The organism is Haloplanus salinarum, assembly GCF_009762275.1.
Classification (GTDB): Archaea; Halobacteriota; Halobacteria; order Halobacteriales; family Haloferacaceae; genus Haloplanus; species Haloplanus salinarum.
Genome location: NZ_CP034344.1, coordinates 1 through 25,747, shown reverse-complemented (window position 1 = coordinate 25,747; position 25,747 = coordinate 1). Strand labels below are relative to the sequence as shown.

General features: G+C 60.1%; 15 protein-coding genes. 1 reads left to right on the top strand and 14 read right to left on the bottom strand.

All coding sequences use genetic code 11. The features are described 5' to 3' along the window. Position 1: 1 nt before the first annotated feature. From EI982_RS00075 to EI982_RS00040, 8 genes are read right to left on the bottom strand one after another with little or no spacing between them, the layout of a single operon-like run. Positions 2-4,384, bottom strand: a complete 4,383-nt coding sequence (locus EI982_RS00075; RefSeq protein ID WP_157687604.1) for an ATP-binding protein — start codon at positions 4,382-4,384, stop codon at positions 2-4. Beyond that, positions 4,377-6,584: a VirB4 family type IV secretion system protein gene (locus tag EI982_RS00070; protein ID WP_157687603.1), complete on the bottom strand. Its 2,208-nt coding sequence runs from the start codon at positions 6,582-6,584 to the stop codon at positions 4,377-4,379. Before EI982_RS00070 ends, EI982_RS00075 begins: the two co-directional genes overlap by 8 nt. Next, the gene (locus tag EI982_RS00065; RefSeq protein WP_157687602.1) at positions 6,577-7,698 is read right to left on the bottom strand and encodes a TraC-like domain-containing protein; all 1,122 of its coding nucleotides are present in this window, start codon (positions 7,696-7,698) and stop codon (positions 6,577-6,579) included. The genes EI982_RS00070 and EI982_RS00065 overlap by 8 nt, the downstream gene beginning before the upstream one ends. Before the next feature lie 2 nt (positions 7,699-7,700). Next, positions 7,701-8,816, bottom strand: coding sequence for a TrbL/VirB6 family protein (locus EI982_RS00060; RefSeq protein WP_074878667.1), 1,116 nt, complete (start codon positions 8,814-8,816; stop codon positions 7,701-7,703). A gap of 2 nt (positions 8,817-8,818) precedes the next feature. Then, a complete protein-coding gene (locus EI982_RS00055; protein WP_172863988.1) occupies positions 8,819-9,679 on the bottom strand; it encodes a hypothetical protein in 861 nt (286 codons plus the stop codon). Continuing rightward, positions 9,676-11,409 (bottom strand): DUF8186 domain-containing protein, encoded by a 1,734-nt coding sequence (locus EI982_RS00050; protein ID WP_172863989.1) that lies wholly within the window; start codon positions 11,407-11,409, stop codon positions 9,676-9,678. Before EI982_RS00050 ends, EI982_RS00055 begins: the two co-directional genes overlap by 4 nt. A gap of 27 nt (positions 11,410-11,436) precedes the next feature. After that, a complete protein-coding gene (locus tag EI982_RS00045; protein WP_074878673.1) occupies positions 11,437-11,856 on the bottom strand; it encodes a DUF7985 family protein in 420 nt (139 codons plus the stop codon). A 6-nt stretch (positions 11,857-11,862) separates the two neighbouring features. Continuing rightward, a complete protein-coding gene (locus tag EI982_RS00040; protein WP_008364407.1) occupies positions 11,863-12,141 on the bottom strand; it encodes a hypothetical protein in 279 nt (92 codons plus the stop codon). 474 nt (positions 12,142-12,615) lie between these two features. Here EI982_RS00040 and EI982_RS00035 point away from each other — a divergent pair, with 474 nt between their 5' ends. Next, positions 12,616-13,491 carry a DUF8172 family protein gene (locus EI982_RS00035; RefSeq protein WP_079235334.1) on the top strand — a complete coding sequence of 292 codons (876 nt, stop codon included), beginning with the start codon at positions 12,616-12,618 and terminating at the stop codon, positions 13,489-13,491. A 157-nt stretch (positions 13,492-13,648) separates the two neighbouring features. On the opposite strand, the gene EI982_RS00030 is transcribed toward EI982_RS00035, so the two are convergent. From EI982_RS00030 to EI982_RS00005, 6 genes are all read right to left on the bottom strand, one after another. Next, complete coding sequence (locus tag EI982_RS00030) at positions 13,649-14,875, bottom strand: site-specific integrase (protein WP_089769900.1); 1,227 nt, start codon at positions 14,873-14,875, stop codon at positions 13,649-13,651. Continuing rightward, on the bottom strand, positions 14,872-15,330 hold the full coding sequence (locus tag EI982_RS00025; protein ID WP_157687601.1) for a hypothetical protein: 459 nt from the start codon (positions 15,328-15,330) through the stop codon (positions 14,872-14,874). Before EI982_RS00025 ends, EI982_RS00030 begins: the two co-directional genes overlap by 4 nt. A 3-nt stretch (positions 15,331-15,333) precedes the next feature. After that, complete coding sequence (locus tag EI982_RS00020) at positions 15,334-15,915, bottom strand: DUF7342 family protein (protein WP_058984797.1); 582 nt, start codon at positions 15,913-15,915, stop codon at positions 15,334-15,336. 484 nt (positions 15,916-16,399) lie between these two features. Further along, positions 16,400-18,076, bottom strand: coding sequence for a transposase (locus tag EI982_RS00015; RefSeq protein WP_157687600.1), 1,677 nt, complete (start codon positions 18,074-18,076; stop codon positions 16,400-16,402). Positions 18,077-18,352: 276 nt separating this feature from the next. Further along, on the bottom strand, positions 18,353-23,935 hold the full coding sequence (locus tag EI982_RS00010) for a PKD domain-containing protein (RefSeq protein ID WP_157687599.1): 5,583 nt from the start codon (positions 23,933-23,935) through the stop codon (positions 18,353-18,355). Positions 23,936-24,119: 184 nt separating this feature from the next. Continuing rightward, positions 24,120-25,502 (bottom strand): bacterio-opsin activator domain-containing protein, encoded by a 1,383-nt coding sequence (locus tag EI982_RS00005; RefSeq protein WP_233255201.1) that lies wholly within the window; start codon positions 25,500-25,502, stop codon positions 24,120-24,122. Between the last annotated feature and the right edge of the window lie 245 nt (positions 25,503-25,747).

The following is a 25,747-nucleotide window of genomic DNA, read 5'->3' as shown; positions in this document are numbered from 1 at the left end:
TTCATTCAATCAATTGTTGCCCTGCTGCCGTGAGCGAAATACCTGTATAGCAGTTCACGCGGGTTTCGTTTTGACGAATCCGACTCGTATCATGCGTTACGAACTCCCCGAGAGAACGGGAGAACCACGCTTTCGATTGAACTTCTTTGTCGTGTCTGATTGCCCATATCCGATACGCATTATAGAGATCATCCTTCGGGAGTTCCGCCTCCTCTTCTTCGGTAACGTACACGTCAACGAATGACTCGAAATCGTCCGCGTCGTGATCGAGTTCACTCCCGTTAGTTTGGGAGATTTGCTCTGAGGAATCTTCCCCCGGCATATCCTCTCCCGGAGCAGATTCGGCCCGATAGTCAGTCTCCGCCCGGTCACTATTTTCGTCGTCGTTTTTGGAGTCCCCCTCTGATTCATTGTGGGCGGTTGAGTGATCAAATAGGGTTGTGAGAGGTTTCGTTGTCCCGTCCGTGTAGACGACTGATGACTTCTCATCGGCAAGAATCACGATTACGTAGCTGTCGCAGCTGTACTCTGGGGTGGAGAACTCGTCTTCCGGAACGAACGGCTTTTTGATCCGAATCCAGTCGTCCTCGAACGCCGATTTCGTCTCGTAGATGTGTTGTTCACCGTGCTCATAAACGACGTACTCGTCGGCAGCGTGGTCGTAGCTGTAGATGGCCGGAACACGATCTTTCGAGAGTTTTTCCAGCGACTCGAGGCGGATATGTTCCGTCCCGCTGGCATCACGAAGGACGATCTCGTCGCCATCACGCTGCCAGATGTTCTGGGTCCCGTTCTCGTCGTCGGTCGCCGGTCGCACGGCCGTCACTCCACCTTCTTCGGTCGCTCCACCGCTGAACGTGAGATTCGAGTCAGTCGTGTAGAACCGTGTCTCACCATTCTGGAGGGTACGGACGGGAGGTGTGAGAATGCCGTCAACACGCTCGGCCCACTCAGTTTCGTCGTTTCCTGGTCGAACGACAAACAGCGGGATATCACCTGCTGCTTGGGCCTTCCGGAGATTCGTGAGCACTTTCGCGGGATTCTCGGGTGTCGTCGTTTCGACTTCGATGGCGAATCGGTCGGAAACGTCGGGGTGGCTCGCCCTCGCGTCAGGTTTCTCGCTGCCATCCTGTGCGAGGATCGAGACGGTGAAACCGAGTGCGGTGAGCTCTTCTTCGATCTGAAGGAGTGCTGCGTCGTGGGCACTCCCACCAGCGGCCTGCACGCCACCAGTATCGGGTGTCGCGACCTCTTCTCCGGCGTCAGTGAGCCGGATGCGGAGCTCGTCGGCGTCGATATCGACGGTCGTATCGAGGTATCGTGATCGTTCTCGGATGTCCGCGAGGGCATCATACGATGGCGGCTCGGCGTCGACGTCGTCGAAGAGTCGTCTGAGTTCGTCGTCAACTGCTTCGACGGCCACCCAGCCGTTTTCCTCACGGCAGCCCTCTCGAAGCTGCAGACTCCGAACCACGTTCGCAATCGCGACGTCCAGGTCGTCGCTCGCGATATCGAGCACCTCGTGTCCGTCGGCAGGTGTGCTCGTTGTTGAAGTGTCTGGCTCAGCCGGCACACCGTGTTCGTCATTGATGTCCTCGTGCATCGAGGAGAGTGTCTCAGTGAACTGCTCCTCTTCACGCTCTGTGAGCGGGGATTCGCTCTCGGGGTGGCCCGGTGGAATCGGGAGTGGTTCGAGACTGAACGGATACGGCCCCGTTTCACCGAACGTCGGGCTTGGCAGGCTGGCGATCCACTCCCCTCGTGGCAACGAACGAATCCGATTGGCGAAATCCGCGGGGTCCATCTCTTCGTGGGCCATCGCTCGCGCCAGTTCCCGGTCGACGTTGATTTTCCCGATGAGTGAACTGCCGATGTTGTTCAGAGCATTCAGGTAGATCTTCCGCCCACCTTCAGCCTCCATCTGTTCGGGGAACTGCATCGACAGACCAACAGAGAGCCGGAATCCCCGGCCTTTCTCGAGGAGATCATTCATGATGTCGGAGACCACGACCGATGCTGCCTCGTCGACGAGCAAGTTCACGACGTAGTCGTCCGAGTGCTGGGGGAGGGCCTGTTTGCGGTCCTTGAGAGCTGCATCGAGATTGGTCAGGATCACACCGGTCATGATCCGGGCGGCGTCGTCGCGGAGGTCGCCGAGGTCGAAGAGGATGACCGTATCCTCGTCGAGGACATCCCGAAAGTCGAACTGGTTCTCGGTATTATTGAAGATCTGCCGCAGGTGCGTATCCTGTGAGATGTAGGCGAGACGGTTTCCGACACCGCCCATCACGTTCGCGAAGGTGTTCGAATCTAACTGGAGCTGCCGTCGAATCGTCCGGGTGACTTCCTCGTCGCTCGACCGTGGGGCGTCGCCGATGTTCTCGTTCGGTGGCCCGGCCTCCCAGAGCTGGTCGACGACGTGTTCGAGCTGTCGGTGGGCGAAGTAGTCCGTCGACGCTCGGTAGAGCCCGTTCTCACGCCCGTATTCCTCGTCGAACAGTGTCTTGATGAGTGTCTTGATGAGAGTTGGGGCCACAGTCGCCCGCTCGTAGCGGTCGGTTCCCATCACGAGCTTCAAAATCTCTTCGTAGTGGTCGGCCTTCCGTTGGACGGCGTCTTCGCGGCGCCGTCCGCTCTCCATCGACGGTTCGAGATCGAAAAACGAGAACCCGGGGAGGACGTCCGGGATCGGGAAGTGGACGACGTTCTCTTGGAGGTCGGTCATTCCGAACCGACGCGCGTGAGCCCGCATATAATTCTGGGCCATGTCGTCGTTCTTCGGGATGATGAGGATCGTCGGCCCCTCGGTGTTGGCGTACAGCGACAGCATATCGTTGATGAGGGCTTTCGACTTCCCAGAGCCGGTTGTTCCGAACCGGCCGTAATGAGTGGGCAGCAGTCCGGGTGGAATGTGTGTCGGCTCGTCTTCGGCCTCGCCGGTGTCGTCGAGGGCATACCCGATTGCCATCCCGTCGCGGAATTCACTCATGAGGTCCTGGTGGGGGCGTGGCAATGGATTCCGACTCTGCTGTTCCGCACGCGTCCCACGTGCCCCCTCGACAGTCAGCTGTTCCGAGGAGGGCACGAGTACGAAATTCGCGAGTTCTCGGCCACTCAGGACGAACTCGGGTCGGGTCGTCCCACGGCCGGTCGTGATCTCACGATCCAAGAGCCGCTGCAGCGCCGCTCGTGCGTTCCGTTCTTTCGTGGCTGCCCGGAAGCCGCTGTCGCGTACCCGTTCGGCCGCAACCTCGTAGTACGGTCCGTCAAGCGGGTCGAATACCGGGACAAGTGATTGCATCCGATCATCGAGATCATCGCGACCGTCGTCCCCGGACGGAATCCCGATCGCTCGGATGTTCGCGGTGAACGACCGCTTCGGATTTTTCGCCTCGATTGCCGCGACACGTTTTGCAACGGCGTCGCTCAGCTGGTTTCTGTCCCGGCTCTCCGACTGATCGTCGAGTTCGAAAAGGGAGCCAATAATCTCCTGAGCGAGTGTGTCTCGGCCGTCGATGACGTCCTCCTTGCGAAGGTCGGCATCGGACTGCCAGCTCTCGCGTCGCTGGAAGACGGCCTGGAACGCTACTGGTGCTGTCGCCTCCATCAGGTGGTCGACAAGCGACGCGAGCGCACCACCTGGCTGATCGACGGCTGGGAGTTCTGCTTCGTCGTCGGCAGTGAATGGCGAGAGTGAGGTCATCCAGTCCTGTTTCCGAGTGGCCGACCCCTGCCACCGCACGCCGAGTGGGGAGACGGTCTTGGTCGCTGGCCGGGCGAGTATCGTCCCCTCTGTTGTCACCGTTGGTTTGGCAAGCGTCGTGAGTGGCTCATCCTCGGGAATCGCATCTGGTGGGGCGAGTTCGAGGGCGGTGTCTCCGATCTCGATGATGTGGTCGGCAGACAGGTCGCCGACCGTCCCTCCTTCCGCGACTGATTGGGCGTCTGCTTGCCTCGCTTGACTGTCTTCGTCAGTCCCACGTTCGTATTGCTCGTCAGGACCGAACTCGTACGTGAGATCGCCCGACTCATAGTGATCGACGAATGTCTCTCGGTCGAATTCCACAGGCTGCACGAGTCGGGATGCGACGTCGACTTTGGTACGCTCGATGTCGAACGTCTCGGGATAGATCGACCGGAGACGTTTCTCAAGCGTATCCAGATGGTCGTCAGCACCGTAGTAGAATTCGACGGGGTCGTCTGCACCCTCGCTGAGCGCGAGGAATTCGAATCGTAGCGGTGTTTTGCTGTGTAGCGGATTGAGTTTGTCAGCTAGCCCTGTCGAGTTCGTTAAGGTCAGTTTGTGGAGACTCTCCAGTGCCTGCGGCAGCCGCTCCGGATTGAGGCGTTCGGAGGTAGGCGTCACGCGGAGGTACTCACGCATCGTCGTCACCTCCCGCTGCGCCACCATCAGTCTCTGTTGGCGTCCGCTCAGATTGGAGTTGTCCGTTGTCAGTCTCTCGGCGTTCAATCTCGTCTTGGAACGCCTGCACGTCCGCGTCCACGGCGTTCTCACCAGTCCCGGGGAGTGAGGCTCGCCGTTGCTCGGTTGGCTCGAAGTCGATGACCTGCTTCTCCTTGGGCATCGCTTTGACCTGGATCCCACGCCACTCGCCGTCGACGCCAACCAGTGCTTCGGAGAAGCCGGCGTCCTCGTTGCCGGGGACAGCGTCCTGAACGAACCGCATCTGCGCGTAGTTCAGCCCGAATTCGTCAGCCCACTCCTTGTCCATTCCGTCCAGCCGATGGAACTGCTTGACCGCACACTGGTCCAGGATGGCCTCGGATTCGGCGTGCTCGAAGAACTCGTCGACCGTCTGGGTGACCAGCCGGATTGAGAGGTCGTGGTGCCGGTGATGGCGGAATACTGTCTCGAGGAACGCCAGACTCGCGGCGTCCTGCATAATGTAGCGTGCCTCGTCGATGTAGAACACGACTTCCTTCTCCGAGACTTTCGCCCGCTCGTACACCAGCGAGATCAGCAGCTGCATCGTCAGCGCCGTGCTGCTGTCGACGCTACCCTCCTGCTGGGCGAGATCGAGGTAGATAACCTTCTCGTCGCGGATGTCGAAGTCCGATTCTTGACCCAGGTTACCGTGCCGACCGTCGTCCTCGAAGGGGCGGAGCTGGTCGAGGAGCCACGTCGCGTCTTCCTTGATCTTCCCCGCCTCCTCGTCGGACCGGACGACGAACTCCTCGGGGTCGTTGACCATCTCCTCGAAGACGTCCATCATATCCTGAATCGTCGGGCTCGGGTTGTCGTGCGTCGAGATGTCGTCAGTGATGCCGTTGCGCTTGTACGCTCGCTTGAGTCCGAGTTCCAGCGTCGTCCGGCGGTCACCCAGCGAGATGCCCCGCAGCGCGAAGAAGTTCGTGAGGAAGCTCATCGCGTCGTCGAGCTTCTCGTTGAACGGGCTCGCGTCCTCGCCCATCGCCCGCTGGACGTGCTCGGGCGTCTCCCGAATCTCCAAGGGGTTCAGGCCGAGCGTCCCGCCGACCGTGATGCGTTTGGCATCGAGCGCTTCGGCGACCCCCGCCCAGTTGTTCAACGGCTCGAGGATGATGCCGATACGGTCCTTGCTCTGCTCGATCGACCGGATGAAGTTCTGTTTCGAACTGAACGACTTCCCGGAGCCGGTGTCGCCGACGGTGAACATCGCGTACCCGTTGTCCCGCGCGAACGAGTCGATGACGACCGGGCTCTGGTTGTCTTTGTGAATCCCGAACTCGACGCCACCCTCCTCGAGGATCGTCGCGTTGTGCGGCGAGGACAGCAGCGCGCCGACGGCGCCGCCGAGCGCAATCGACGTCCGCCCGAACTCGTTGTCGCCGATGGGCGCGGCGGACTGGAGAGCGAGATCCTGCCGACAAATTGCGGTCTTCGGCGTGAGGTTCGCCGGATCGTCGCGGAGGGCACTCTTGACCGTCTGGACGGCATCTCTGAGTTCGTCTTTCTCGTCGGCCCGGACGGTGATGAACATCCCTTGCTCGAACACGTTCGCGCCGTTCTCGACGGCCTTGTACGTCGCTGCGGCCTCGTTGGCGCGTTCCTGCAGGTAGGCACTCCGGATACTCTGTTCGAGGTCAGCATCGACCTGGAGGTCGTCAGCGATGTCCTGCAGTTCGTTCCGGGCCCGCTCCTGATTTTTCGGCGTGATGTGGGCCGTCAGATCGAACTGGACATCGGTAATCTCGAAGAGGTCACTCAGATACCCGTCGTTGGGATAGTCGGCATAGTTAGCGATGTACAGCGTCGTCGTCCACTGTTCGCCGACCCGTGCAGCTCGCGTTTCCCACTCGACAGCTCCGGGCGCGGTGACGGTCTTGTGTGACTCGGAGATGTCGTCGAGGAGCTTGCGTTCGGCCTCGCCTTCTTCGAGTGTCTCCTCGTCGAGGACATCGGTGAAGTCCACGTCTGGTTCATCATCCGCAGTGAAGCGGTCCCAGAGGTACTTACTGCCGGCGCCAAGGCCGAGACCCACTACAAGGGCAAGTACTGCACTCTCTGCTGGCGTCAGATTCTGGAGCCACCCGGCGACGGAGCCAAGCGCGCCACCACTTGTCTGGAGGAGCACGTTACGCATCGTGTGGGTCCTCCCGGCGCGAGTGGCCGATGATCGATTGGTCGCGAACGACACGCTCCGCCTCGTCGTAGTCGTGTTCGCGGCCGTTCCAGAAGTCCATATTCAGGACGAACAGCTCGACCGTGCTGAGTCGACGTGCGGACCACCCCGAGGCTTGCTGGATGAATTCGGAACGAACGTCGTTGACGCGACTGTCGAGCTTCTCGAACATCTGGGCACGGCGCTCGACGTCGGTGAGGTCCTCGCGGCGGGTGACGAACGGATTGAACAGGAACCCGATGACCGGGAACTGGGTCAGCTTCTCGGCGGGGGTGCCCTCGTCGCGGAAGCGGTCGTAGACCTCTATCGGGCTGACTTCAACGCCGATGTAGTACCGGACCTGCTGAATACCCCGGTCACGCATCTCCTTCGGCCGTGTCTCCCGGTACTCTTCGAGGAGTTCCCGGAAAATCGGGTTCTCCGTGACGTCTTCGTCCGTGAGCCGATCTTCGATGGTCTCGGTGATCTGCTCGACCGGGAAGGAACGGGTTGTGGCGTGGAGTTTGAGCTTCGAATCCAGCTCTTTGTTGGCGAAGTCCTCGCCGGCGTCTTGGAGCTGTGCCCAGTCGTCGGACATCGCGAAGTCCATGTTGTCCGGGTCGATCTCGATGAACGCCTCCATCGTCCCGTCGGCCCGCTGAATGGCTCTTGCGCCCGGCCACGCTCGCTCGATGTTCGTGAGGTCCTGCGTACGTTCGTCCGGCTTGAAGGGCGTGTAGTTCGCCAGACCGCCCTCATTCCGCTCTGTCTCGTTGGTACTCCCATCAGCGTCTTCGGGAGCACTGAAGGTAATCTGCGGCCGTTTGACGTACCGATAGACGTCCTTGGTCCACGTCCACGCGTTCAGGTGATCGGGAGAGACGTAGACGATGGCAACGCCAAAGCCGAAGCCGCCGGCGACGAACGGAAGTGCGAGCGATTCGATCCCCGTGAGGCCGGCGATGAATAGGCCGACGATCGGAAAGGCGATCAGGACGCCGACGTCACCCTCCTCAATGTTGAGGTAGGGGATGCGACTCTCCTCGCCGAACTGGTCCATGATGCGCCGTGCGGCTGCGTCTTGATCTATCGACATTGTTAGTGGATACCTCTATCAAAGTCCATTCCGCGTTCCTCACCCGCTGTATCCGACGTAGTACCACCAGGGTCGTTCTCGGTCCGTCGGTATGAGGGCGTACTATCTCCACCCTCACCATGACCGCCTTGGGCCGCAGCTTTCTGTGCAACGGCATGGCCGGCTGCGGCTTTCGGCCCCCACCGAGCAGCGGTTGTCGCGACGCCGGCACCCCCAACATACGCACCGGCAGCTACGCCGCCGATGAGGGCTGCGCCCTTGGTGGCGCCGCCGATAACTTTCGCCGTCAGCGGGGTTGCGTATTTGAACGTCTTCCAAGTGATATAGAGCGCGATAAGCGGCAGTGACGCGGCAACCAGGTACTTCAGAAACGCACTATTTGGCGTGAGGGCCCCTTCCGAATACAGCAAATCGTATCCTTTGAACACGACTGCTGCTGGGAGGGGTAGAACCGCCAAAGGAACAAACCGCTTGGAGAATCCCATCGCGATGTCCGAAAGGACTGGGACATTACCATAGGCGAGAGCAAACGCTATCGGCATCCCGTAGACATACACGTAAAGCAATACCTCTCGAATATAGTAGAGGGCCTCAAGTGCCCACATCGAGAGGCCACCAACAATTGCGAACACGAATGCAAGCCCGGGATTGGTCAGAGATTCTTTGAGAAAATTCAGCATCGCATCACCCAGGGTTTCGAGACTCGGCATCAATGCGATGGTGAACCCGTCGACGATGTAGAGACCAAGAACACTGACCCAGTACCAGCTGATGATAAGAAACGCGCCAACCCACGCAGTCTTCTTTGTCCGTCTCGCTTCGTATACACTTCCGATATTGAATATCCGAACTGTGTGTCGCCCTTGAATACACATCACCAGAAGGAGTAATGAGATGAGCATAATCTCACCTCCGACCAACGCATCCCGAATTGCAGGCCAGGGTCCGTTTGTTGGCGCACCAAAGACAAATGCACCGTCGGTTTCGGGCGTTGGAGTCCCGAACATCTCCTCAGTGAGGGTTTCATAACCAGTGTTCAATCCCTCCATGAAGAGGGAGATCACCCAATCGACGACGTCTTTGAACCCCTCTAGGACGACATCAATCAGGTCCACCATAGTTAGTCCTCACTAATCGTAATCTCGCAATTATCGAATTCCTCTGACGCGGAGTAGTGGATACTGTAAGTATTGGAAACTCGGTTTGTCCCCACTCGTGTTTCTATAATGACTTCGAAGCTCCCGGTTTGTTCTTCGCTCTCACACGAAGTCCCCTCACCTCGAACGAACGCAAACGGTGAACGGTAACTGTACAGTGTGAGCTGCTCTCCCGGTTCTATGACTACCTCGTCAACCTCTGTATCTTCTTCTGGATCGTATATGCCACTGACATCATCGTTTTCATCATAGTTCGTCCCTTCCTCATCCGAGGGATATGGAACATCTCCAATAAAGAGGAGCTGCGTGATCGCATCCGGGCCATTCCCTTGGTTTTCAACAGATACGAAGGCCTCTTTTGAGATTTTATCACTCGAGCTATTCCACATCTTTTCAGGCTGATTCTTCCCGATCCCCATCTCCACGATGCTAAGATTCGGCTGAACGGACAGAGCGGACTCTTGCACAGTTTCTTCGCCCTCTAGTGCGAGAACGCGATACTCGCCTGGAGCGTATGACGTTCCAATCTCAAACGAAACCTGCTGTGCTCCTGTCGCTACGTCACGTTGACCGAACAATTCTCCATTCGGCTGGATGAGATTGACTTGGCTGACATCGGTGTCTTCCGAGAGTTCCACCACGACCGTTGTCCCATCAACAGCAACGCGCTGAAGTGGACCTTGGTCATTTTGAGATGGAGACCCATTACTGGGTGTTCCGGAGCTCTCATTTGTATTCATACACCCAGCAAGGGTTGTGAGTGCGGCGCCGGCGACTGTTCGGAGGGCGGTTCGCCTACTGATGGGTGGGGTATCTCGTGTCATGAATTGCGTTGGAAGATGTCTGCTGGACCGAGCATCCGCAGGAGGCGCTTGCCAGCGTAGAACATCACGAAGAACGGCAGGAGCTGCCAGCCGACCTCGAACACCAGCGCAAACCAGCCGTCGATCGTTCCTAGAGGGTGCCAGCGGGCCGTCGCGGTATCACTCACGTACGCCGGGTCGTGACCGAGCCACGAGCCAGAGTGGTACCGAGCCGTGTAGATGCCCGGTTCGTCGATGGTCACGATCGCCACCCCCGAGGCGTTGGTCTCGACGCGCTGATCTGCGACCGTGATGTACCCGTTCCGGGTGGTGCCGCCGATTGGATACTGACGGCTATCGTCAAGCGCAATCGGCGCACCAGTTTGATTGTCCCGCAGTTCGACCCTGAGCGTCGCTTGCGACTGATTCTGCTGGATAACCTTAACAGTAAGATTGCTGCGGTGGAGTTGTCGCTCGGAGCCGGCATCCGACTCGACGATTGACGCATTCACGCCCCGGACGATTCCCGCAACATGGAGCGCCTCTCGATCGACGTTCTCAGCTCGAACGGCGACGCCGTACGTCGTCGTGTACGATTGGTTGACGATGTCGATATTGATGTTCTCACCGATGGTGCCGACCGGAGACGGGCGGTCAGTCCCCCAGGTCTCGATGAGTTCCGGCCCGTCTCGAACCGGCTCGGCACGCGGCCCGATCCGCGAGGGATAGGCGTGGACGTACACCGGAATCGCGTCCGACTCGACGGTGGCGCTATCCGTGCGATTCGACCGGACGAGCGTGTCCCAGTTGGTGTTCCGAGCGGTGTAGAACCGCCAGATGCCACGGACCCGTGCCTCACCGTCCTCCGTGAGCGTGTACCCCTGCCACGGCCGCGACTGGAAGATGGCCACGCCGGCTTCGCCGTTCGGATACTCGGCGTAGTAGGGGTACGCCGAGAGGTCGTAGATCTCGACGGCGATCGAATCGGAGACGTTGTGTGATTCCGTCCGATAGGTGACGTCGACGTCCGTCCGGTCACCCAGGTCGGTCCTGACGGTTTTCTTCAGCCGGACGCTAATCTCCGCTTCCAGCGTGAGATTCGCACTCCAGTCGTCCTCGATCTGGTAGTCGAGGACAGGCGTATGGGCTCCGTCACGCTCGGCGATGGTCTCGCCGTCCTTCTTCAACCGGACTTCTTCGATCTCGTGCTCCGTGAGCGACCATGAGATAGTTGTGTTGCCGGAGGAACTCCCGTTGGGGACGCGAACGCGGTAATCAACGAACCCGCGCATCGTCCCATTCGGTGCGATATAGAGTGGGGTTTCACCGGACTCGAGGTGTCCACGAGTGGAGGGCTGGACCGCGAAGATCGTTGCGTGAGCATCTTCGATGAAGACGCCGTCCTCAAGGTCCGCGTGCGGCGGATGCACGGACGTATCTGGGCCGCCGGCGTCGAGGTCCTCAAAGTCGTTCCGCGTCCACGTCGCCGCAGTCGCCGGCGGTCGTTTGAACGTAACGTCCGTCCCGTTGGCGACCTGATGGACGGCGGAGCGGTTCTCGCCGTAGCGCTGGCGGTACTCTTCTTGGCTGATGTAGTTGTCCGCATCACGTGACCACAGCGTTGCCGACTCGTTTTCCGTGAGCCCATTCCCCTCCGTACCTGGTCGTGGCGGGTCAGCGGCGACGATACCCGTGACTAGGCTCGTCGCGAGCAAGCCGGCCATGAGCACGGAGAGCTCTCGGTGGTTCATAGGGCTCGCAACGGTGCTGTGGAGTGCTTACCAGGGGACGAGGTCGACGCACTGCGCCAGCGGGAGGCCCATCATTGACCCGGCGACGGTGTAGAGCGGGCCGAGGACGACGAGGACGACCGCGGACTTCATCGCCGAACGCTTGTGGCGCTTGAGCCCCTTCTTCTGCTCGGGATTGAGGGTGAACATCTCGATAAGGGAGTCAGCCTGCCAAACGATTGCGAGGCCGACGATCCCCAGCGCGGTGGTCAGCTGGAAGAACCCCTCAATCATACTCGGGAGGTTGTCTGCGCTACAGACCGCGTTACTCTGGGCTGCAACCGGTTGAACGGCAAACAGGCTCAGGAGGACGATGGTGAGCGCTGCCTGCCGAGGGATTTTCCCAGTCAGCGGTGACTCGGTGTCAGTGCTACGCTCAGGGTCGGAGGGAGTCTGGTCCTGTGACATAGCGGGTCAATCATCGGTGGCGTCTCCAGCCGTTGGCTGGTTCTGCTGCTCTTCGACGAGCGACTGGAGGTCGTCGAATCGGTTGGTGTCCTCTGCGATCTCTTCGAGGGTGTAGCCCTGCTCGCGGGCCCGTTCGAGGAGGTCGCGGAGCTCATCGGGGTCAACACCGCGGACTTCCATTTCCTCGCGGAGGGCGCGGCGATAGAGGGCGGAGGCGTTGATGTGGTCGTTCCACATCAGGTACAGGTCATCGATGTCCTCGATGGTGACTGACCTCGTAATCATACATGCGGGTATGGGTATGCACCGGCTGAGTCCCGGTACATATTGGCACGGTAGCTGGATGAGGAATAAATGCTTTCTGGCTGCCAAGTGGTGCAAATTTATCCGATAAATTATAACCAAATCACTTGTTGACCTAGTAGAAAAAGTCTTAACCAACATCCACTGAGAAAGTTGGGCATCTGTTGGTTAAGAATGAGAATCAGCTCGCTTACTCGAGCTCTACAACCTCGCCGTTTCCGTCGTCGAGGAGCCCCTTCTCGCCTACGCCCGCGGAGAACTGACTCACGATGAACATGAACAACGTCGAGAGACGCACGAATGAGACACCTGAATTCAGACCACGGACGGCCATAACTGGAGAAATAGGTATTCGGCATGCTTAGCAGTATAAAAAAGCAGTCCACCGACTTTTCGAAGAGAATCTCGCTCGTGAACTTGATTAAGAAGCACAGATGAGTAGTAATACGCACGCAGATGGGCCACGTCTACTACCACCACCCCGGCGACAAGCAGTTCTCCCTTGACTTCGTCCATCCAGCTCCTGCCAAAATCGTCTCGAAGATCGTCGACTACGGCGACGACGTCGCTGTGAAGGTCCAGAAATACGATATCGACGAACCGTTCTACGTCATCTACACATCCCGCGTCGGCGGTGGGCCTGTTCAAGAGATTGATTTTAACCTGAACGAGTCGCTCTCAGAGATGAGTGCCGACAACAGTACCATCATCGTTCGTCTTCTCGAGATTTACCGCGCACTTATCGCTCAGAACGAAGAAGAAGAGGGAACTCCCGTTGAGGCGTACAAGAATATCGACGTCGATGCACTGCCGGACGTTCTCGACCGGACGTCGTGGGAAGGATCAGCAACAGACGTAGCGGGCCGACTCGCCTCGAACCTGATCCTCAAGCACGCGCTTCCAAATGCCAACCATCGAACCGCTGTTGCGCTGATTCAGTTCTACCTCCGGCGACTGAATCCGGATTTCGCTATGCCGGAAACCTCTGTAGAGACCGATCCAGAATCCTACGACTGGCGAGAGTGGGTGAACGAGTACATCAACGAATCGAAGCGACTGTTGACCGTTCGACGGAAGAACGTCCTCTTCAAGCACCTGTATAGCTTCGGTGCGCGGACGCTTGAGCGAAAACACGCAGTCGAGATCGATCTGACTGAATACGAGTTGGATATGTACCCAAGTGAGGCGAAAATCGCCTACGCGGAGAAGCACGAAGATCTCTGGGTAACGTTTGTTGAGGAGGCTGTCGAACGTGCCGGCTATCCGGAGCTAAAAGAGACGTCTGGCCTCTCGAAAGCAGAATTCGCCGAAAAAATCCGAGACCTCAACTAAGCGGTTCTACTAGTCTTGAAGCGTGGCGACTGTTCGGCCCGTTTCCTCGGCCTCTTCGCTGCGCGACATATTGTACGTCGCGAGCGCTTCGTCAACCGCTTGGTCAAGGCTCATTGGTTAACCTAATCTAGGTTCTCCTCCCGTATAAACGCTTGCGTCAATCGATCTGTTCGAGTGCTTCAGTTGCGACATCACCCAATTCACCGGCTTCAATATGCGAATACCGTTCACGAACCATCTCCTCCGAGTTATCGAGATAGCGAGCCGCAACAGTGTACCCGAACGCGCGGACTAGCACCTCGCCCATTCCACGTCGACCACCGTGGGGCGCGAGATAGTCGTGTTTCGGATGGTCGATGTCGATCTCTGCAGCCTCTGAGAGCCGTTGGAGAATCGACCGTGCGCCGTCCGTCGTGATCGATGGAGGCCGAATGTCCTCATCGAGCGCCAGCAGCAGGTCGCGAGCGTACTCCGCACGGCGTTCAGTGATTGCTTCTGGGCGTTCCCCTCGATCGGCGAGGTCATCCTGGACGAGCTCTGCGAGCGTCCGTTGGTCGAACGTCGGAAACACCGGCCACTGCTCCGTCGGCGGGTCCATCAGCTGGCGATAGCTTCGCAGCGGAGAAATCACTGGATCGGGGAGACTCGCGGCGTCCCACTGCTGTTTCTTCCGGTAGACGTCCATACTCCCGTCGTCGAGGGAGAGATCCTCCCAGCGGACGCCGCGCCGGCGCGGGTCGTTTGGATCTCGGAGGAGTTCGCCAACGCGGACAGCGGTGTACGCGAGGACGAACACCAGAGCCCGGTCACGAGTCGCCTTCAGCGCTACGTAGCGCGCTCGCTGCTTGTCGAGGGGGTCAGTATCCTCTGGGAGTGTCGTGTACGCCTCGACAGCGTCGCGGGCCCGTTCGTCGACGTGGCGGGTGAGAGCGTGGCGCTGTTCAGACGTCCAGGCCTGCTGGTCGCCGGGCTTGCGGCCGTCGTCCTCCGGTAACGGCGCCATCGCACTCGCCCGCTGCGCGTAATGCGCCTCGAGATACCCTTCGTTGACACACCACCCACACCAGGCAGAGATATAGCGGTAATAGGTTTGTACCGTGTTCTGCTTGAGTCCCCGATCTCCACCGAGATGTCGGGCGTACTCCCGGAACACGCGTTCGTCGAGATCGTCGAAGGTCGGTTTGCGGTCGACGTCGTCGGAGACGATCCCGGTCCAGTCGTCGGCGCCGCGGTCGCCGGCGGCCCACTCGGCGAACCGTTCAAGCTCGCGTGCAGCGTTACGTCGATAGTTCCCACCGTCGCCGCCGCGGCCTTTCCCCTTGTCCTGGAGGTAGCGCTCGAAGGAACTCGCGAGTGACTGATTAGTGCGTTCTCGAGGTGTCATCGTTCCTCGTTCGCGTACTGGTAAGTCGGACGGACGTCCTCGAAGAGCGTTTCGACGATTTCCCAGAGGATCAGGGAAGGAGTCTCGTATTCAAATGTGATCCCCCAGCGGTCCTCCGTATTGGCGGCAGAGTACTGGAAATGCGCCCGTCCGAGATCGGGAGGGTCCTCGTCCTGGTGCCAGCCGGCGTGAAAGCCCGTGTTCGGATCGGTGTAGTTGATACGGAACCAGTCGTGAGGGTCCTGTCGATACCACTTGACGGTCAGTTCCGGCGAATCAGGGCCCGTTGGGGGATTAAGGCGGGCTGGATCAAAAACCGCCCGCAGCTGCTTGGCCTCGATATCGTCAGGAACGTACTCGACGGCCGTGATCTGGGGGACACGGTCGAGGACGTCCCGCTTCAATTGGGCGTAGAGGTTCGCGTTCGGGTCACCACCTGGATGCGGGACCGACATCCGTTAGCTGCTGGCCTCGGCAGACTCTGTCGTCGGAGCGAGGAAGTCCCATTCGCGGATGGCAAAGCCAACGATCTGGATACGACGCTGAAGGTGCTCCCACTCGCGGGCAATCTCACGGCGACGGTCTTCCTCGTCACCGTCAAGGGACTCGTCAGCGAGCGTTCCGCGAAGCTGATTCGGTGACTCGACGCCGAATTCGCCCTCCCAGTCGCGAATCTGCGTCTTCATATCGGCGAGACGGTCCGTAAGCTCCTCGACAGTGTGCCCGCTGTCTCGAAGCCGCATCGCCTCCTGCATCGCTTGGCGGCGATAATCTGGGTAATACGTGGTGTGAGTACCGCTTTCGTCACGGTGGAGGATGCCATCGTCGACGAGCCGATCGAGGACGCGTTTGGTCGGCTCGTGTGACCAGCCCGCTTCCGAGGCGATCCAGTTGGCCGTCTGAGGCTCCGAAAGCTGCCGGGCGGTCATCCTCACGCGGTCTTCGCCCGTGGTTTGGCGTTCCATTAGGCCCTCGGAGTTCGGTTCGTCTTCGGACATACAACACCGTTCGCGCTTTGTCTTAATATAGGTTGAGGTCATTAGTTCTATATCGAGTGCGTTTCTTCGCCATCGCCTCGACCCCGGCTGAGGAGAGTCAGAGCAAACTCGGAGCCCGGTCTTGTCGGCTCTACCCGGGGGAAGCGCCGTTGTGAGGGGGTTGCAGCATTCGTGCTTCACCGACGGCGTCGGGGTACTTCAAACTGGTCGTGATTATTCGTGTAATCACGTCCAGACGCTTATTTGCCTAAAGTTCCGAATTCTGGCGGTAGTAGTGTTAATAGACAAGAAACCGGATTTATAAATTATATATCGCTATATCAAAACTGAGCCGGGGGAAGTTGAGACTATAGCGGTTTTAGAGGGGCTGTGATGCGTGAATTTGACCGATTCGGTCAGCAGAACCTGCCCCAGATAGCTCCCCAAGCGGCTAGTCTTGTCATACTTCCAACTATATGGGCAAATTTTCGAGACCTCCAGTAGCGTAGCCACTCAGACGGCACGCTGACCCGAATAGAGCACCTCACTACCCGATTCCAGTTTCCTTCTTCAGCAGCGTCAGTGTGTTATCTGCCGTCACCATCGGCGAGTGCTCGTACTCACCAGTCAACTGGACCTGCACCAGCAAATCGACGGCTCGCCAGATCGAGTACAGCAGACACGAGAACGCGAAGTAGAAGAATCGAAGCCCGAAATTCTTCGACGTGGTAGCAGCCATGAAGCGTTTGATCGACTTGTATCCGCTCTCGATTTCCCACCGGTAACCGTACTCCGTGAGATGCCCGCTCCCGCAATTCGTCATAAACACCGAGTACTGCCGATGGTCGTCGTACTCGGAGTCTTCTTTCCGGCGGTAGATCAGCGTGGTCTCGTGCCATTCGTTCTTCCCGAGGTGGAGCTTTCGGCCGGTCTCGTATCGGTCTTGGTCGCGCTGAAGCAGCCGCTTCGCCTGAGCCTTCTCGCTGGTCTGCATCCGCTTGGGAACGACATACGACAGGCCACGCTGGCTGAGCATCTCCAGGACGTGCTGACTGTCGAACTCCCGATCCATCAGCACGTTATCAACGTGTACCATCTCTTCAGCAGAATCCAAGAGGTCCTTGACGATTTCCAAGCGTGACTCCCCCTTTCGAACTGGCCGTGCGTCCAGTACAACCGGAATGGCGTTCCCGACTAACTGGACGGTGGCCCACTGGTAGGCGTACTCGTCGGTGTTCTCTTTCGTTCCGATGATTTCGTCCTCGTGACCCGTGCGGTCACCGGTAAAGGGGTCGTCCTCGGTGATGTCGATCGCGACGATCCCCGCTCGAAAGAACTGCTCTGTCTCCGCAACTTCGTTCAGGAGCCGAGTGATGGCCTGCCGGTACATCTCTCGCACTTGGTCAACCGAGAGGTCGCGGATGTGCTCGCGATGGGCGTGGCCCAGCGGTGTCCGATCCCGAGTCGATTCGTAGACAAAACTGCGAGCCCCTTCGTTCGCAGCCAGCCGCTCGCGAAGTCCGAGATACGTTTGTAAGTCCCAGTAGGCGTTCTCGTGTATCTCACAGCCCTCGCCACGTTCCAGCGAAAACGCCGGGAACACGATGCGGCTGACGTGTCCGGTGATCTTCTCTGCCTGCTCCAACGTAGTTTGATCATTCGGGTCTGACTCACCAGACTCGTTCCCGTGGTATCGGAGCTTTCGTGCCGGCTCACGCGGAACCGCCACACCTGCATTCTGTGCTTTGATGAGAATCGTTCGAGCCGCTGTCTCGACAGTCTCTCGGAAGTCAGGGGTGAACCGCTCGTGCCAGCTTCGCCACAGTGTCGATTGGTACGGGATCGTCTCGAACCCCAGTTTATCGCGGAGTTCAGTGCGGTTCCTGAGGTAGCCAACGAGTGCGGTTTCGTGCTCCCACCCGTGGCATTCTTGCAGGACGAACACCCGAAAGAGGGTGGCCATCTGGTAGCGTGTCGACCCCTCATACCAGTCGTGGGCACTGAACCGGAAGTAGGCTAAGGGGAGTGCACAGACGAACTCCTCGACCGAGTCGTGGCTCTCGTGGTCGAACCACATCTCCGACACTGTCCGGATATCGGATTCCAGTCCAGCGAGCGACGTTCGATCGTACAGCGGTGTCGAATCGTACGCTGGCCAGTCGATATGGGGACGCTGTGCAACTCGTCGATAGACAGCGCGTCGAGAGTCACGAGTTGGTGGCACTACGAGATACTAGATTCACCACACTCAAGACTCAGTTTGTGGTGATACAGACCAGAGGTGGACTGTTATCCTCCCCGATCGCCTCTCGTGGTTAAGCGACACTGACTAGACCGAAGACAGTCCACACCGCGCCAGATTGGTGACGATGTCGGCCTCCCCGTCTGTGTCTGCCGTGACCGTCGCAGGAGCGTCCGCCGTGTCGCCACGTCGATACCACCCTCGTTGGCGGGTCGCCAGAAGCCCTGGTTCGACAGCAGGTCTTATCATGGACTCAAGTTACGACCGCCGCCGGAAGAAGACGATCACGATCAGGAACGCACCGATCAGCACAAGAACGCCGAATCCAGGGCCACTCGCGTCGGTCGTCGTCTCCCTTGTTCCGTTGGCACTTGCTGTCTGGCTTGAGTTGTCTGTGGCGACGGTGGCCTGTTGTGTGGTCTCCTGCTCTGCTGGTGTTGGCTCGGTTAGCGTCTGGTCTGCTGATGTCGACTCAGCCGGCGTCTCGTCCGACTGGACCGAGACGGCCCCGGCAGACACAGTGCCGACCGTCAGCGTGTACTCGCCGGGGTCCGATGGCGTGAACGAGAGCGATACAGTCCGCGATGAATTCGAAGCGAGGTCGACATCGCTAGTGGCGACGACTGTCCCGTTAGCTCGTAACTCGGCCGTGTAAGTCCCAGCCGCACCGCCGAGGTTGCGGACGGTCGCGTTGACAGTGACTGCCTCGGAGGCGGTGAGCGTCTCCGACCGGCTGCTGGCACGCATGACCTCGAACGCTGGCTGCGCCGAGGCGATTGTGAACAGCGACAGCCCGGGCGATGTCCCCTCGAAGACATAGTGGGTGGAGTTCTCACCGACTTCGTCGGTCGGGAGGCGCGTCCACCCGTCTGTTCCGTTGCGATAGAGCGCCACACCACTCGGGTCGACATCGCTCTCGTTCAGGGCATCTTTCCGGATTCGGAAGCGGAACGTGACGCTGTCGATGTCCGAGTCGGGGTTGGTGTGGGTCACTTCGACGTAGCCCAGCGGGGACAAGCCGGTCTCGATCAAAAATGTCCGTGGATCCGTGTGGGCGCGGTCGCCGTCGGTTGCTCCCTGCGGATCGGACACGTCTGTTGTGTCCGTCCCAGTGTCGTCGGACTCTGTCGCGCGCTCGCTGGTATCGATGTCGGCGTCCCACTCGCGCACCGAGATATCGAACTCGCGGGATCCGCTCTCTGTCGGGGTGATCGACAGACTGTCGACGGAGACTGTATTCTCACCCTCGCCTTCGCTGTCGTCGTTCCCGCCACTCTCGTCCTCGCCATCGGTCCCGTCGGCGTCGGTCTCGCTGAGGTCGAGCGTGATTGGGCCGTCATCGTCGGAAGCATTAACGGTGAACGAGACGCTAGCGTCGCTAGACTGGGTGCCGCTGACGACGGTCTCGGTCCCAATGCTGGAATCGTCGGCAGTAGACTGATCGCCGCCAGTGTCGGTGGAGCCGCTACTCCCACTACTACTGCCACCATCGCTGCTAGCCGATTCAACGGTGACTTCGACAGTGTCCGTGTCGGTATTGCCTGCGGCGTCTGTGACGGTCAGCTCGACGGTGTAGGTACCTGGGCTGTCGAAGGTGTGACTCGTCGTCTGCCCGGTCGCGGTCGTCCCGTCGTCGTCAAAGTCCCAGTCGTAGCTGACGATGCCGACGTTGTCCATCGAGCCAGTCCCATCGAAACTCACTGACTGTCCTTCGTCGATGGTCGTGTCCGGCCCAGCGCTTGCGGTCGGCGGTGTCGAGTCAGTAGTCGTGAAGCTCAGGGTGGTGTCGTCGCTGATGCCGCCGAAGTCGTTCGGAGACGAGGCGGTGTCAGTGAGTGCACCTGCATCAATCCGGACGGCGTATTCCGTGTCTGACGCGAAGTTGCTCGTGGGAGTGATCGTCAGCGTGCGTCCGGAAATCGAGACCGTTCCGTCACCGCTGCCAGTGTCGCTGCTCACGTCGAAGGCCTCCCGGTCACCGAAGCCGCCGTCGTCCTCTCGGAGTGTGACACTCCCAGACCCGAAGGCGATGTCCTCACTGAACGTGATCGTGATGTCGTCGCCCTCGCTGACGCCAGTTGCGTCGTCAGCCGGCGTGCTCGACGCGATGGTCGGTGCGATGCCGTCGGTGACGCTGACGGTGACTGCTTTCTGGTATGTTCCCCCGCTGCCGTCGTCGGCTTCGAGGCGAACGTCGTAGTCACCCTCGGTGAGCGACCCGGCGTCGTCCGCGCGCAGGTCGCCGCCGCCAATGTTGAACTCGTCGTTGTCGGCGTCCCCGGTCCCGCCGACCAGCGAGAACGTGTGGCTGCTGTCGTCGACGTCCGTGGCCGAGAGACTCCCGACTACCGCGTCGGTGCCATCGGACTGGTCGACGCTAGTGCTGGTCAGGCTGATGTCCGTGGGGTCGTCGTTGACGCCAGTGATGCTGACAGTGACCGTTCCCTGCGCGGTGTCGTCGTCGCTGTCCGCGACCGTGTAGGTGAACGTATCCGTCGTGGAATCGCCGCTTGCGAGTGACTCGTACTGGCCGTTCGGGTCGTAGGTCCAACCTCCGTCGCTCTCGACCGTGACGGTCGCACCGGAGTCGAGCGTGACGGGATTTCCGTCGCTGAAACTGCTTCCGTCGACGGTGTCGAGCGACAGCGTGTCGCCGGCGTCGGGGTCGCTCGCCAGCACCAGCAGGTCGGCGCTGTCGCCGTCGGCGACCGAGACGGTGGTGTCCTCGTCGGTGCTCTGTGAACTGTCGTCGGGTGCGGTCGGTGGCTCGTCCACGTCGGTCACGCCGACAGTAACGGTCTGGGTGTTCGTGTTGCCAACGTCGTCGGTCGCGGTGACGGTGAGTTCGTAGTCGTTGTTGCCGTCGTCGTCTGCGGGACTCTCGTGGTCCAGTGCGCTATCGAGGGATAGCTTCCCAGTGCTGCTGTCGATGCTGAAAACACTGGCATCACTGCTGGCAGCACTGGACAGCGTGTACGCCGAGACTTCCGTGCCCGGTGGACCGTCGTCACCGGCATCCACGTCGAGGAAATCGCTCGCTGTGCTTTCCTCGTCGACCGACACGCTGTTGCTGGTGCCAGCACTGAATCCGGGGTCGGTGTTGTCGACGGTGAACGTCTCGCCGCTGGCGTAACTGCCGTCGGCAGTCCCGCTGGTGCCGTCACCGCCCAGCGGCACGCCGTTGCCGTTGGTGATGCCGTCGTCGTCGTCCAGATCGAGCCGGATGTCACCGTCGCCCGAAATCGAACCGACCGTGACCGTGACCGCGTTCACAGCCACACTGGTGACCTGCGACACATCTCCGCTCGCGTCACCGCTGACCCCCGTCGCGGTGAAATCGCCCGTGTCGACGCCGCTGACGCCCTCGGAGAAGCGCACGACGAACTCGACGCTGTCGGCGTTGGTGGGGTTCGATTCGCCACTCGACCGGTCGATAGCGGTGACTTCGGGCGCGTTCTGGACGGTGACGGTCGGCTCCGCCGAGACGGTCGTATCATCGGCCCACGCGAACTCGGGGGTGTAGGTGCCGTCGTCGGGTTCGTCGAAGGTGAATGTCGCCTCCCCGTCGGTGTCGGTGACCCTCGTGTCACTCGTGGCGAAGCCGTCCAGGCCGTCGTCGTCGACGATTTCGATGGTGACACCCTCGCCGGCGTCAGTTCCGCTCTCCTTGGCAGTCACAGTGATCGTACCCGACCCATCCTCGGCGACGGTCGGGCTGGTAGCCTCGACGCTGTCGACGGTGAGCGCCGTCGCTCCTTCCCAAGCGAGTCGCGGGTAGTCGGTGGTGACGACCCAGACCGAGTCGAAGTCGAGATTGCCCATATTGACTTGTGGGGCGAACCGCTGCATCTGGGTAGTAATGAGGCTGGTGGCGTCGAAGGACCCTGTGCTGTCACTGTCTTGCCCGTTTCCGTTCACGTCTGCGTCCCAGTAGGAGTTGGATACTGAGCCGGCGTTGTTCCCGACGAGTCCACCGAGTGTGGAGGTTCCCGAGACGCTACCGGTCGCGAACGAGTTCTTCACGTTGGCGCCGTTGTCGTTCTTCCCGACGAGGCCACCGACATCGAACGAACCACTGACACTACCCTTCGCGTAGGACTGCTCGATCAAGTTTCGGTTTTCGCCGACGAGTCCACCTGCCTGATTCCCTGAGCCGGAGACATTCGCCGTCGACCCAGTTCGTCTGACGACGCCGCTGGAGAGGCCGACGACGCCGCCAGTGTATCTGTCGCCACTGACCGAACCAGTCACCCGCGTCTCGACGATGTCTCCACCAGCGTTCCGGCCGACGATTCCACCCGTCTGATCGCTCCCGGTGATGGTGACGCTGGTGAATATCACGCCCCTGACGAGGCCGCTGCTCCCGATGTAGCCGAACACGCCTACCTGACTTGTCGAGGCTCGGTCGATTGTGAGTCCGGACACCTCGTAGCCGTCACCGTCGAAAGTGCCTGTGAACCCCGTACTGGAGTCACCGATGGGTTCGAAGCCGTTGTTGCTGTTGGCCGACGAACTGGCCACGGAACTGTAGCCCGCGGTACCCGAATTGAGGTCCGCCGTCAGGACAAAGTCCCCGCCGAGGTTCTGGCGGACGTTGTCGAGGTGGTGCCAGTTCGCTATCTCGTACGGGTCGCCATCGCTTCCGTCACCGCCGGCGTAGGCGTTGACGTTCTGGGCGTCCAGTTGGGCCTGGCGGTCGACTGACTGCAAAATCGGGTAGCCGTCCCCGGTGGTATCGGCGTCGCCGCTCTCGACTGTCTCCCAGGTGTTCGTGAAGTCGAACCCACCCATGTTCGATGAGGCGCTGGACCCCTGCATCTCCGGAGCGGGCGAGCTGTCGCCGGTCGACCCAAATCCTTGCAGATTGGTCCTAGTATTACTACCACTGTACCCAAACGCACTCCCTTGGTTTGTGGTTCCCTTGTCCCAGTAGGAGTCGCTCCAATCGGTTTCGTAGCTATATCCGGCCAGCCCGCCTTCGTAGGTGTTGCCGGACGTCGAGCCCGTAGCGTAGGAGTCTCGCACGCTGACCTGGAAGTTAGTTTCACCGACGAGAGAACCGGCAACGTTACCGTCGACTGTCCCCGTCGCGTACGACTCTGCCACTGTACCCCCGTTTCGCGTCCACCCGACCAGCCCGCCCGCTCTGCCTGTGCCGATCACATTTCCCGTCGCGTATGAGCGGGTTACCCTCCCATCAAGATTCTCACCGACCAGGCCGCCGACGTTCTCGTCGCCGCTAACTGGCCCGGTCGCGTGTGACTCTCGAACCGTTCCCTCCGTCGTTCCGACAAGCGCACCGACTGAATTGGCTCCCGTGACATCGACCGACTCGAGACCGACGTTCTCCACGGTTGTCCCCGACCCGGCATATCCGAACAAGCCGACATCGTCACTACCTGACCGGTCGACGTACAGGCCCGTGATGGTGTGTCCGTTCCCGTCGAAAGTCCCCGTGAACTTCGTTCCGGAGTCGCCGATAGGGGCGAACCCATCGCCGCCGTTCCAGTTACTCGTCCCGCTGGCGTCGATATTGTCCGTGAGCTCGTATTCTTTGCCCACCCCCTCGTTCTCGATACACTGGAGCCGGTCGATGGTGTCGACGTCGAGTTTCCCGTCACTGTCACCGTCGTTGTAGCTCACCGTGCTACAGTCCGGAGCCGTGTTGCCCGCCGCCGATGCGACGCCGACGACACCAGTGCCGGTCACCAGCATCGCCAGGCCGACTAGGCCGACGAGATACACCGCCAGCAGTCTGCCGGCCGTGCGAGTCACACCGACCACCGCCCGAACTGGGGCCGCCTCGCAGTCCGTCTCGGGCGCGCTCGACCGCTCGTCCATGGGTGCTGCCGTCGGCCGTCAGGACACTCCAGGCTCGTGACCACAGAACGACTCCCATAGAGACACGGTACCAAAGACACGTTGCTGGCAACTACGCAGCATATCGGTGTAAAGATGGCTTGCATATATACGCAACAGTGACAACGAGGTAACCAGTACGTGAACACAACCGCACGGGGTCGACTCAGTCGAGTCTCAGGTCGTGTGAAAAGGCGTCCTCGAAGACGGTCCGTTCGGCGTTGCGCAGGTGATGGAGGAACGTCGAGGCCGAGGAGTCCAGCGTCTCGGCCACGTCCTCGGCACTGGCCTGCTGTGGGCGCTCGAAAAAGCCCGACAGCGAGGCCGCCCGGAGTGCGTTTTCCTGTTTCTTCGTTAGCCCGCTGAACGCGCTCGGGTGGTCGTCGTCGACGGGGCGCTCGGTACAGGCGTACATGGTCACCTCGGGCCAGTGGTCCTGTACGGCGTCGACGATGGCACTGAGATCAGTCCGGCGCGGGAACTCCACGGTCAGATTCAGACGGCCGTCACAGACGGTAATCGAGCGCAGTATCTCGCCGTACCCGCCCAGAACTCCCCTGATCGACCCTGTCTCGGCACGAATCGACACGATCGCAGTCGTCTCCGTTTCGGTGACGACGGTCGCCGCTGTGACCGACGGGAGCTCCGCTGCAGTCGCCCGAACTGTCTCGGCGTCCACATCAGCCGTCTTGACGAGGTATGTCGAACCGGGGCCACCCTCGGCGTGCAGTTCCTCAACGACCAGCTCCGGGAACTCGTCGTCTTCCTCGTCGCCATCCTCGACAGCCAGTGCCCTCGACAGGGCTGTCAGGACGTGGTCGCCCGTGTACCGGAGCGAGAGTTCCGTTACTGTCTCACCGGCCAGCGCTTCCTGCTGGCGGTGGACCTGCTGTTTGAACGCGAGGGCGGCCGCCACTTCGTCGACCAACTGTCCTGCCACGTCGCTGCCGGTATCCGTCCGGACGACCGTGAGCGCGCCGTAGGACAGTCCTTCGTGGACCAACGGCACCGACCGCACCGAGAACAGTCCACACCGCTCCAGTTGGGCGACGATGTCGTTCTCTCCGTCCATGTCTGTCGTGACTGTCACGGGGTCGTCCGTGGCGAGTGTGCGTCGTGTCGCTGCGTCGATGGCGCTCCCCTCACCGGGGTGCCGGAAGCCCCGGTCCGATCCGTGGTCGGCGATCACAACCGGATGCTGGTCGCCACCTCCTGGTCCTTGCTTCCGGACGACCCAGGCCGACTCGTAGCCGTAGTCGTTGACGAGCAGGTGACAGACACTCGCAGCGATCTCCCGGTTGGTCGGTGTCTGCAAAAGGAGTTGGCGGATGGCTTCCTTGCCGTCGCGTTCGGACTGGACCTGCTCTCGGGTCTGCTGTAACTCTCGTTCACGCTGTTTGCGCTCGGAGATATCCCGAGAGTTGATGACGTAGTTGCCGTCGGGCGTGGGGTTCGACGAGCCAACCGATTCGATCCATTTGTAGGACCCATCTGCCTGTAGGTGCCGGTATTCGACCGCCTCAACGTGGTGAGCTTTTTCCGAGACCATTGCGGCGAATGCTTCGACGACGCGTTCTCGATCCTCTGGGTGGAAGTACTCGGCAACCTGCTCGCCGACGAGTTCGTCTTGCTCATAGCCATACAACCGTTCGATGGCCGGACTCTCGTACAGTATTCTCCCACGCGGGTCAAGAAGCGTAAGCAGATCAGTCGAGTGTAACGGCAACTGATCGAGTGAGAAGGTATCTTTCAGCCCGAGAGGTGGGTGTGAACCCGGTCGATTGTTAGCAGTCA